Raw genomic sequence first — 11491 nt, 5'->3', positions numbered from 1 at the left:
GCGGTGTCGGCGACAACCCGGGTGGCAATACCGAAGCGGTCACCCCGGTCGAAACCTATCAGTACGACTTCTCGGGCAACCGCATCCGCCAGCACGTCAGCTACACCGGCGGCAGCGTGGCGGCCACAGCAGACCTGGGCCAGACCGACTACGACGTGCTGGGCCGGGTGGTGCACAGCGTGCAGTTCAACCAGCACACCTACTACGACTACGCCTGGACCACCCTCAACGGCTTTGATAACCAGCAGTACGGCAAGAGCAACAAGCCGGTTGGCTTTGTGGACCCGAACAGCACCCACTACTACCTGCAGACCACCACCCGCCGGGGAGAGGTCGCCGAACGCGGCTGGACCGCAGACAATGCCGGCGAGCACGTCTACCGTTTCGACGGTGCCTACACCAATACCACGGTGGAAGTGACCGGCCAGAACGGGGCCAAGCTGCGGCGCACCGATCAGGGCCGGCATGTCTACCAATACCTGTACGACAGCGCTGGCCGCCTGATCCGCCAGACCAACAACGCCGGCCAGGACCTGCGCTACGCCTACTATGGCCACGGCAACCTCAAGGCCGTACGCGATACCAGCGGCGACAACAACACCCTGGTCGAATACGCCTACGATGCCGCCGGCAACCGCACCCAGGAATGGAACACCGTCTACACCCGGCAGGTCAGCCAGAACGGCATCACCCGGCAGATGAGCGAAACCCGCTACGACAGCCAGAACCGGATGCAGGAAGTAATCGCGCAGCGCTGGTCGTATGCCGACAACGGCCAGCGCCGGCTCGATCAGCGTGAAGTCAGCGTCCAGTACCTCTACGACGCCAACGGCAATATCCGCCAGACCACCACCCGCAACCCGAGTGCCGGCGGCGAGCAGACCGAAACCCAGGTCTATGCCTACAACCACCTGAACCTGCTGACCGAGGCCAGCAAAGTCGAGGGCGTGGCCGAATCGGTGAGCCGCATCGGCACCAAATATGAGTACAGCCGTTCCGGCCTGCGCCGGACCAGCACCTTCCAGAAATACGAGAAGGGCAAGCTGCAGACCAACCCCGATGGCACCAGCGGCGTCACCGAGACCTACACCTACACCGGCGATGGCCAGCTCTACCAGACCGTCTCAACCGGTGGCGACCACGGCAACCACCTGCGCTGGCTCGATGGCTATGGCCGGGTGGTCAAGATCCATGACCAGAGCACAGGCCAGCCGACCGATGGCCAGATCAACAACAAATACGACAGCAACGGCCGTTTGACCGATCAACTGCTGGGCGGGCAGCACACCCACTACTTCTACCATCGCGAAACCGGCGCGCTGCTGCGAACCCGTACCTACGCCAGCTATGCCACCTTCCTGGCGGCACGGGAGGGCCAGCCACCGGCTGACAACGACCCCAATGTCACCATCACCGGCACCACCGACTACCGCTACCAGTGGTGGGATAGCGCCAAGGAAGTCCGCGTCATCAGCCAGATCGAAAGCAAAGAACGCGCTGATGCCCTGCTGCGCTACAACGCCAGCGGCCACCTGCTACGGCAGGACAGCTGGAGCCCGGCAGTACAGGACCCCCGCAAGGCCATTGCCAGCAGCTGGTACTACAGCAACCCGCAAGGCCAGCTGCTGCACCGCGAGCACCTGGCACTGGACGAGGCAGACAGCCACAGCGCCAGCCTCTACTACAGCAACGGCACCCAGATCGGCGAGATCCGGCAGAGCCGTAAAGAAGGCGCGCCCAGCTCGCTGATCCGGCAAAGCTATGTGCAGGGGTTCAACCAGATGGTGCAGCGTGGCAATACCGAGAAACCGGCCACCACCGCCCAGGCGGTGACGTCGGTGGACTTCTACCGCCACTACCAGTCGGTCAACCCCAACAACCCGCTGCCGACCCCGGGCCAATACACCGTACAGGCCGGCGACACCCTGCAAGACATTGCCCGCAACCTGTGGGGCGATGCCAGCCTGTGGACCCTGCTGGCTGACAGCAACGGCCTCTCGGGCAGCGAGACCCTCTCCGCCGGCCAGGTGCTGACCGTGCCGAACAAGGTGATCAACCTGCGGCACGGTGCCGACAGCTTCCGACCCTACAACCCGAGCGAAGCCCTGGGCAGCCTGGTGCCGGCCAATGTGCCGGTCCCCGGCGCCGACCCCTGTGGCGCGGCGCAGATCATCATGATCGTGATTGCCGTGATTGTGACGATTTACACGGCCGGCGCAGCATCGGCCTACTTTGGATCGGCTATCGCAGGTGGGGCAGTAGGAGGAGCGGCGGGAGCCGTAGCCAGCCAAGCTGCTGGCATGGCGATGGGCGTGCAGAACAGCTTCAACTGGAACCAAGTTGGCATGGCCGCTCTGGGCGGGGCCATTACGGGAGGTATCGGCCAGGCTATGGGCACGGGTGCCAGTGCCGCCAATGGTGTGGGTACCGCCAATGCTGCCGCCACCGCATCCAGCGCCACCAGCAACATCCTCAGCACCGGCATCCGTGCCTTCGCGGCCAGCACCCTCACCCAAGGCATCGGCTCAGCGCTGGGCATGACCTCGTTCAGCTGGCGCGATGTGGCGGGTTCCACCGTGGGGGCAATGGCTGGCGAAGCCGTCAACCAAGGCATCGGCAACCTCCAGTACGGCAATAACTGGCAAGCCACCCAGGAAAGCCTGTCCAAAGGTTTTACCGAAGCCAACCTGTTCAACCAGGCCAGCCGCAGCCTGGCGGTCAACTTCGTCAACACTGCCGTCAGCCAGAAGATCAGCACCGGCCACTTCAGCTGGAGCAACACCCTGCCACAGGCCGTGGGCAACACCCTGGGTGACATGATCAAGAATCAGGTGAAGGGGGAGGACAACCGGCCGGTACAGGGCAAGGCGGGCGAGCAGGACAATCACCACCTGTTGCCCGAAGGCGCACGCAAACCCTCAATCCCGGAAGTTGCGAGATACACCGGCTTTGATGAGGATGATTTTGGCTTCGGAGATGAGGACTACGTATACAGCCGAGCCAACTATCAACCGGGAAAACGTAGCCGTATGCAGTCGCCACTCAATGCCTTGACAGCAAGCATGCGCGCACAGGCTGGTAAGAACCCAATCACCTTGGCTGACCTGGCACGTTTTGCGGTCAACCCGATACAAACTGCGACAGAGCTTTCCATGCGCACGGCATTGGACACCTCTGTAGGTCAAGCCCTGCTTGCAGAAGCCAGAGCAGCAAGCCAAGCAGAGAGTGCCGGCGAACAGTCGCTGCTGAATATCTCTGATAGCTATGGTTCAGATCTGGAATTTGGACTATCAAAACCCGATCTGATTGCGTCCGAACCGGGCCGCAGTGTGGTCTTCCGTCCTGGCTCTTACCTAACCCGGATGACGCCAGCGGAATTCATGGCCAAAGGGGCGGAAGCTGAGAGATTCCTGCAACTAAAGGGCATGTATAGCGACCCAGCAGTTATACGGGACGACTTTGGTGTACATACCAACTATATGGCACCCGGAGCTAGAGAAGCGCTAGCGCCGATACAGAATGAATTGCCGATGTTCCTGGCGACGACTTTGTTGCCGGAAGTGGGGTTCGCTCGGTTGGGGCGTTTGGTGGGTGTGGCTAGGATGGGGGGGATTCCTGGCAGAGGGATGCAACTGCAGGAGCCGGGCTCGATTGATCATTTACTATATGGCGCCCGTGCAGGGGAAGGGCTCCCCGGCCCTGCTGGAGTCATTACTAATCGCCGCCCATCGATAGAGCAGATGATAAATCTCTCAGAGAAGCATGGCGTTGAATTTTCCACTGTCTACACGCTTGGCCCTGGGAAAAATGGTGGCGGCGGTTACTACACTTTGTATTCCGGCGGACCAAGTAGCGTAAGTGTTGGCGAATTTGGTGCCAATAAAATTCTAATCAACCACACTCATCCTAAAGGGACTGCGAGCGCTAGTGGATACTGGTTTGATCCTGTGAGGAATGTCGAGGTACATGCCCCTAGTCCTTCCTTAATCAGTTCTGGCCGGTTGGAGTTGCGTGGTGATCAAGGAGTTCTTCGAGGTTTCATTGATGCGGGATCTCCTCAGCGGTCTTCTGTGGTTATACCTGGGGCTCGCCCCGACGGAAATGTATTACCTCCGTTCCGATTTGATGTGACTAGCCACAACCTTGACTACACAGTGGTTGATGGCGTTGCTATACGAAAGCAAAGGTAATGAACCATGAATGAATTGATGAACGATCCCGCAGACTTTGATATTTGGGCCAAGGTGGAGGTAAGTGCCTCCTCCTTCGTAGCTGAATGGATTTCGAGTCAATTGTCGATAACAAAGATGGAAGCATTTCGCGCCATCTCTCCGGCAGTCAAGGCTGGCCGGTATATCCAAATATATACAGGCTATGGCTGGAATGAACTACCTAAGTTATTAGGGGCCTTGCCATCATTTGCGCTGAATGAGACTGCTGTTTTTACGGAACACGATTGCAGCCCTGACTATAAGGTAAGTTATTGCGAGTTGCATAAGCTCTACCATCATCCCATTCAATGCCCTATCTGCTCAGGAAATTACATTCATGAGGGGCATAGAAATTAGCTGTCCTGCTGTCCTGCCCGCACGACCGCTAGCCGTTTTCCCCACCCCTTCTCCCCATCATTTTTTGATCGGAAGAAGGGGTGGGTTCAAAAACTAGCAGAGATTCCCCGCAATTTCTGCTGGTTTATGACTCGAAATGTAGGGTAAATATTCTGATTTTGGATGCACAGTTATATATGACCCAATAACCAGAACATGGAGAGTGGAATGATGCAATCAGATCTGGATTGGGCCGCCCCAATTGTGCCTGGAAAGGCCATGATGGGTTTGCACCTAGGCATGGGGCAAGATGAAGTTTGGTCGTTGCTGGAGCAGAACAAAGTAAGTGGCAAAGACATCAATGAGCAGTTTCAGGTGGAATTTACGAACTCTCCGTTGCTGTTGGTGGAGGTTGTAAATGGGGGATTTCTTTTGCGGGATGTTAATAGTAGAAATCCAAATACGTCTGAGTTCGATGAGGTTTTCGCTATTGGGTTTGAAGATAGGCTGTTAACGCATCTTGTTGCATCTTTGACTTATGGTGCAAAACTCTGCTCTTACAAAGGGAAAGTGTGGGGTGATATTGGACTTGGGAGCCCTGTTGTCTCGATCCTTAAACATTGCCAAATTGAATTCGACTCTGGAGATGAGCTATTTTATCCAGTGGGCAAAAATTACTCTGGATTTAGTATTGGCGGAACTAGTAGCCCATTAGAGGATGATCCCGATCAGGTTGTAACTTATATTCGGATTTATTTCGTAGAAGATAGGGTTTCCTGATCGCGCATCCGCGAGCCATTTCCCACTCCCTTCTCCCAGTCAATTCTTGGTAATGAGGAGGGGTTGATTCAAAAACCAGCAGAAATTCCCTGTAATTTCCGCTGGTTTTTGAATCGAAATGTATAATAAATAGCCTGATTTTTTCTGTGCAGGCATCACAACCCCTTCGAGTCTCCGGTCAGTCGAATCATCGGGTTTGAGTTGGGTTTTTGTCGGGTTTTGAATTGGGCTAACGCCGTATTTGAATCCCCGTCAACAAGCCCTCCCATTCTTCGAAATGTGCTATTTTTGGGGTGGATTGGTAAACAGATTTACATTCTCAAAAACCTGTTTTGGCATCCAGCCGTTCAGGTTTTGGTGGGGATGATTTTTGTGGTGTTGTTCTGATAACAAAGGCGAACGACGATTCAATAAATAAACTTGAATCACCCCTGCAATAAAACTTTGTTCTTTAACAAAATGTCTTGCAGTTTGGCGGCGGTTTCGATGGCGTGGGCGGGGCATATCCGGCCGCCTGATCCGCCAGACCAACAACGCCGGCCAGGACCTGCGCTACGCCTACTATGGCCACGGCAACCTCAAGGCCGTACGCGATACCAGCGGCGACAACAACACCCTGGTCGAATACGCTTACGATGCCGCCGGCAACCGCACCCAGGAATGGAACACCGTCTACACCCGGCAGGTCAGCCAGAACGGCATCACCCGGCAGATGAGCGAAACCCGCTACGACAGCCAGAACCGGATGCAGGAAGTGATCGCCCAGCGCTGGTCGTATGCCGACAACGGCCAGCGCCGGCTCGATCAGCGTGAGGTCAGCGTCCAGTACGTCTACGACGCCAACGGCAATATCCGCCAGACCACCACCCGCAACCCGAGTGCCAGCGGCGAGCAGACCGAAACCCAGGTCTATGCCTACAACCACCTGAACCTGCTGACCGAGGCCAGCAAAGTCGAGGGCGTGGCCGAATCGGTAAGCCGCATCGGCACCAAATATGAGTACAGCCGTTCCGGCCTGCGCCGGACCAGCACCTTCCAGAAATACGAGAAGGGCAAGCTGCAGACCAACCCCGATGGCACCAGCGGCGTCACCGAGACCTACACCTACACCGGCGACGGCCAGCTCTACCAGACCGTCTCAAGGGGCTACGAAAACGGCAACCACCTGCGCTGGCTCGATGGCTATGGCCGGGTGGTCAAGATCCATGACCAGAGCACAGGCCAGCCGACCGATGGCCAGATCAACAACAAATACGACAGCAACGGCCGTTTGACCGATCAACTGCTGGGCGGGCAGCACACCCACTACTTCTACCATCGCGAAACCGGCGCGCTGCTGCGAACCCGTACCTACGCCAGCTATGCCACCTTCCTGGCGGCACGGGAGGGCCAGCCACCGGCTGACAACGACCCCCATATCAAAATCACCGGCACCACCGACTACCGCTACCAGTGGTGGGATAGCGCCAAGGAAGTCCGCGTCATCAGCCAGATCGAAGGCAAAGAACGGGCCGATGCCCTGCTGCGCTACAACGCCAGCGGCCACCTGCTACGGCAGGACAGCTGGAGCCCGGCAGTACAGGACCCCCGCAAGGCCATTGCCAGCAGCTGGTACTACAGCAACCCGCAAGGCCAGCTGCTGCACCGCGAGCACCTGGCACTGGACGAGGCAGACAGCCACAGCGCCAGCCTCTACTACAGCAACGGCACCCAGATCGGCGAGATCCGGCAGAGCCGTAAGGAAGGCACGCCCAGCTCGCTGATCCGGCAAAGCTATGTGCAGGGGTTCAACCAGATGGTGCAGCGTGGCAATACCGAGAAACCGGCCACCACCGCCCAGGCGGTGACGTCGGTGGACTTCTACCGCCACTACCAGTCGGTCAACCCCAACAACCCGCTGCCGACCCCGGGCCAATACACCGTGCAGGCCGGCGACACCCTGCAAGACATTGCCCGCAACCTGTGGGGCGATGCCAGCCTGTGGACGATGCTGGCCGACAGCAACGGCCTCTCGGGCAGCGAAAGCCTGAGCGCCGGCCGGGTGCTGACCATCCCGAACAAGGTGATCAACCTGCGCCACGGCGCCGACAGCTTCCGGCCCTACAACCCGAGCGAAGCCCTGGGCAGCCTGGTGCCAGCCAATGTGCCGGTACCCGGCGCCGACCCCTGTGGCGCGGCGCAGATCATCATGATCGTGATTGCCGTGATTGTGACGATTTACACGGCCGGCGCAGCATCGGCCTACTTTGGATCGGCTATCGCAGGTGGGGCAGTAGGAGGAGCGGCGGGAGCCGTAGCCAGCCAAGCTGCTGGCATGGCGATGGGCGTGCAGAACAGCTTCAACTGGAACCAAGTTGGCATGGCCGCTCTGGGCGGGGCCATTACGGGAGGTATCGGCCAGGCTATGGGCACGGGTGCCAGTGCCGCCAATGGTGTGGGTACCGCCAATGCTGCCGCCACCGCATCCAGCGCCACCAGCAACATCCTTAGCACCGGCATCCGTGCCTTCGCGGCCAGCACCCTCACCCAAGGCATCGGCTCAGCGCTGGGCATGACCTCGTTCAGCTGGCGCGATGTGGCGGGTTCCACCGTGGGGGCAATGGTTGGCGAAGCCGTCAACCAAGGCATCGGTAACCTTCAGTACGGCAATAACTGGCAAGCCACGCAGGAAAGCCTGTCTAAAGGCTTTGCCGAAGCCGACCTGTTCAACCAGGCCAGCCGCAGCCTGGCGGTCAACCTCGTCAACACTGCCGTCAGCCAGAAGATCAGCACCGGCCACTTCAGCTGGAGCAACACCCTGCCGCAGGCGGTGGGTAACACTCTGGGTGACATGATCAAGAATCAGGTGAAGGGGGAAGATAACCGGCCGATACGGGGCAAGGCGGGCGAGCAGAACAGTGCGGCCGACCAGGACGCCGGTCGCTACATCTACGTGGGGGGAGGAACCTCTGAAGACTTTGAGCAAGATCTCGATGAGGACTTTGGCGGCTCCTTCACCGGCGCACCGCGTCGCAAGCAACCGCCGGTAGCTGGCCGCTTGCCTTATGGCGCGATCGCTGGCCATGCCGGCCCAGCGGGCCCAGTGGGTGGCTACGACCTATCAATGGGTATCACCGTGGAGGCGCAGAGCCTTACCGACTATGCCTTGGAAAACGATCTCAAGCTGACGCCAACCGTCGAGCATCTGGCCGCTGCACTGGGTCGCAGCCACCTGGAGGATGTGTACAACTACGTAGCGGTCAACGACTACTCATTGGCGCCGACCCCTGAAAACGCCTTGCGTTACGGGCTCAGCTCACGGTTCTCAGCGGGCGAACCCGAAATGTACACCCCAGGCAACCCGGTCTATGCCCTGGAGAACGGATACACGCCGTTTGAAGGCTTCTTTACCAACGAATACAACAAAGTTGCCGCTGGCTATCGAGACCCGAATACGTCAGCGCTGGGCAAGATAGGGTATGGCTTTGGTGCCACCGTCATCGCGCCGTTCATGTTGGTAGAAGGTGGAGGTCTGGGACTGCTCAATGCACCGAACAACCTCTACGTGGCGGGTCAACGCTTCGTTCATGCCGTGGAGACAGGTAACCTGAGCCAGCTATCCATGGCATTCCTTCAGACGGGGGAGGGTATATTCGGGCTTACGCCACTCACAGCCATCCCCAGCAAGACCATCGCCTTGCCCAGCAGGACAGTAACGCCAAGGGTGGTAACGCCTGACCACATGCTGCCGGATAACTTTGTGTTGCCGGAGAATGAGATGCTGACCCGAATGAATGCGTTAAGAGGTAAGTACGCGCATTTGAGCAGTGAACAGCGTTTGGCAATGCGTGAAAGCAATGCTGAACGGTGGGTGCGTGCACTTCAATCTGATTTGGATAAGAAATATCCAGGGCTGAACCCGCACTTTGTAGACAAGCATGCCCCGGATATTCCACTTACTCCTAATTTGAGGCAAAGATCAATTGATGGCGCACACCCAAGAAACCCAGCTGTGCCGGGAAATTTTCCGCAGCCGAGCTCGCAATTTAATGATTGGGTTACAGAAATGAATGTACTTAACGAGAGTGTGACCAGATCCTCTAGAGGACTCACAGCATATAATGGATTTATTAATAACAACCCAAACAAACCCGCTGTGAGTGGTTACTACAGAACTGGGGTTGGTCGAGGGTTTACAAAAAATAATGCCGATATCCAGAACCCAAATTTTCATCCCGTTATGAATGGATGGTTGGTCCCATTGGATAAAAATACTTTGCTTCCATACACTGCTTATCCAACCAGATAATAAGGAGATGAAATTGGTCTTGAAAATACCTGGGACTAGCATTGACTTCAATGTGACGCCACAATATTTTTTATCTCTATTTGACGTTTATGATAGAGAAGAAGACTTTGGGGAGTATTTAAATAAATTCGACCCAAACAATAGAGATGATCTTAGATTTTTGTTTAAAGAGAATCTTTTTGAAAATGAAATTACTAGAAATTTTACAACTGCTCATAAAGCTGAGGTTGCAAAGGAGTTGCTTAGGATTTTAAATGATGAAAATTTCAATGGGGATGATGCTCTATTGGAGTTGCATGGTGACGATTTTGGCTTTTCGTTGCCAAGCAAATGGGATGTTAGGGATTGGAAGGATTTTTATTTGCAAGGGTATCAAGTGGTCTATGATAATTGGGGAAGTGAACTGGCTGAAGTTGGCCTGACTTTAACCAAGCCAGTTGTATTCGAGATATCACGGCTGCATAACCGCTAGCCATTTCTCTCTCTTTTTTCGTTCGACTTCTGATTGAGAAAAGGGTTTTATTCAAAATCCAGCAGAAATTCCGCGCAATTTCTGCTGGATTTTGATCAATGGCCTAGCCCCACGCCCAGACATAACAAAGAGCTTTGGCAGACATGGATCAGCAACTGGAAAATCAAATTTTAACTTTCTGACAAGAATTATTTTGTAAGACATAGATGACTTGCATTGAAAAGGCAAAATCATTGATATTGGATATAGCTAATGTCAGTGAAGAAAATAACGAAGAAGGATCACTCTTCTTTAAAGAATATCTTGTTTGTGCCCTGTCCATTTCTGAAAAATATGAAATATCAGGATGGCCATTCATTGACTTTTCGAAAGCACTCTTGGCTGACGATACAGATTGGTCTGAGCTGGATGAATTTATGGCCCCTTTAATGAAGGGTGGGATATATCGCCAAATGCTAGCCTTTTCGTGTGTAAAATGGATTTCCTGTCATAGGGAAAAAAGAGAGAGCTTCCCTGATGTGGATAATTTATACAATGTTTTGTATAAATTTCTTTTGCTAGGGACTTCAGTGAGGAAAGAACATAAATTTTTAGACGTTGGAGATTCTGTGTTCTACCTTGATCCAAATTTGTATAAAGTGATCTGATCGTTGTCCTGCCTGTGCGCTCGCTAGCCGTTTGCTATTCCCTTCTTCCGATCATTTTTATGATAGGGAGAAGGTATGGATTCAAAAATCAGCAGAAATTCCCCGCAATTTCTGCTGGTTTTCGAGTCGAAATGTAGAGTAAATAGCCTGATTTTAGCTGTGCAGGCGTCACAATCCATCCTAATCTCCGGTCAGTGGTTTGTCTTGGGTTTCCTTCAGGTTTTGCTTGGGTTTTGAATTGGGCTAACGCCGTATTTTAATCCCCGTCAACAAGCCCTCCCATGCTTCGAAATGCTCAATATGTTTGAGTGGATGGATAAACGGGTTTTCATTTTCCAAAATTTGTTTTGGCATCCAGCCGTTCAGGTTTTGGTGGGGATGATTGTTGTGGTGTTGTTCTGATAACAAAGGCGAACGACGATTTACTAAATAAACTTGAATCACCCCTGCAATAAAACTTTGTTCTTTAACAGAATAAATTGAGATTCGGCCCTGAATCACGCGGCCGGTTCAACTTCCATGTGACGGCCGGCAAGATTGATGTCGTCAGCGCGGTGCAGGCCAGCCCGCGCAGCGTGGAAGGCGAGCTGATCGTCCTGCGCCAGACCAACGGAGCCGATTACCTCTATCTGCTCGATGGCGGTCGCGGTGTCGGCCCGGCCTGGCACCAGCCGTCCCGCCTGCGGCTGGCGCCCGACCTGACCCGGAACGCCAATGTCGAAGGCATTGAACGCAGCAGCCTGATTGACACCCGCCG

At 55.2% G+C, this 11491-nt stretch carries 8 protein-coding genes; 7 read left to right on the top strand and 1 reads right to left on the bottom strand.

Annotation, left to right across the window (positions count from 1 at the left end; all coding sequences use genetic code 11):
- From PZA18_RS22855 to PZA18_RS22845, 3 genes are all read left to right on the top strand, one after another.
- The coding region (locus tag PZA18_RS22855) for a LysM peptidoglycan-binding domain-containing protein (protein ID WP_284103209.1) at positions 1–4190 on the top strand (4190 nt) is incomplete at its 5' end.
- 6 nt (positions 4191–4196) lie between these two features.
- On the top strand, positions 4197–4568 hold the full coding sequence (locus PZA18_RS22850) for a hypothetical protein (RefSeq protein WP_284103208.1): 372 nt from the start codon (positions 4197–4199) through the stop codon (positions 4566–4568).
- Between the two features lie 207 nt (positions 4569–4775).
- On the top strand, positions 4776–5327 hold the full coding sequence (locus PZA18_RS22845) for a hypothetical protein (protein WP_284103207.1): 552 nt from the start codon (positions 4776–4778) through the stop codon (positions 5325–5327).
- A gap of 282 nt (positions 5328–5609) precedes the next feature.
- Here the strand turns inward: PZA18_RS22845 and PZA18_RS22840 are convergent, their stop codons facing one another.
- Complete coding sequence (locus PZA18_RS22840; protein WP_284103206.1) at positions 5610–5831, bottom strand: hypothetical protein; 222 nt, start codon at positions 5829–5831, stop codon at positions 5610–5612.
- A gap of 208 nt (positions 5832–6039) precedes the next feature.
- Between PZA18_RS22840 and PZA18_RS22835 the strand changes: the two genes are divergently transcribed.
- The 4 genes from PZA18_RS22835 to PZA18_RS22820 form a co-directional block, all read left to right on the top strand.
- Complete coding sequence (locus PZA18_RS22835; RefSeq protein WP_284103205.1) at positions 6040–9615, top strand: LysM peptidoglycan-binding domain-containing protein; 3576 nt, start codon at positions 6040–6042, stop codon at positions 9613–9615.
- A 7-nt stretch (positions 9616–9622) separates the two neighbouring features.
- On the top strand, positions 9623–10087 hold the full coding sequence (locus PZA18_RS22830; protein WP_284103204.1) for a hypothetical protein: 465 nt from the start codon (positions 9623–9625) through the stop codon (positions 10085–10087).
- 206 nt (positions 10088–10293) lie between these two features.
- Positions 10294–10734, top strand: a complete 441-nt coding sequence (locus PZA18_RS22825) for a hypothetical protein (protein WP_284103203.1) — start codon at positions 10294–10296, stop codon at positions 10732–10734.
- 479 nt (positions 10735–11213) lie between these two features.
- Positions 11214–11491: hypothetical protein (locus tag PZA18_RS22820; RefSeq protein ID WP_284103202.1), on the top strand; the 278-nt coding region annotated here is incomplete at its 3' end.

Origin of the sequence: Parachitinimonas caeni (assembly GCF_030129945.1) — a bacterium.
GTDB lineage: Bacteria > Pseudomonadota > Gammaproteobacteria > Burkholderiales > Chitinimonadaceae > Parachitinimonas > Parachitinimonas caeni.
Note: the sequence above shows the minus strand (reverse complement) of the source record. Positions and strands in the feature narration are given on the sequence as shown.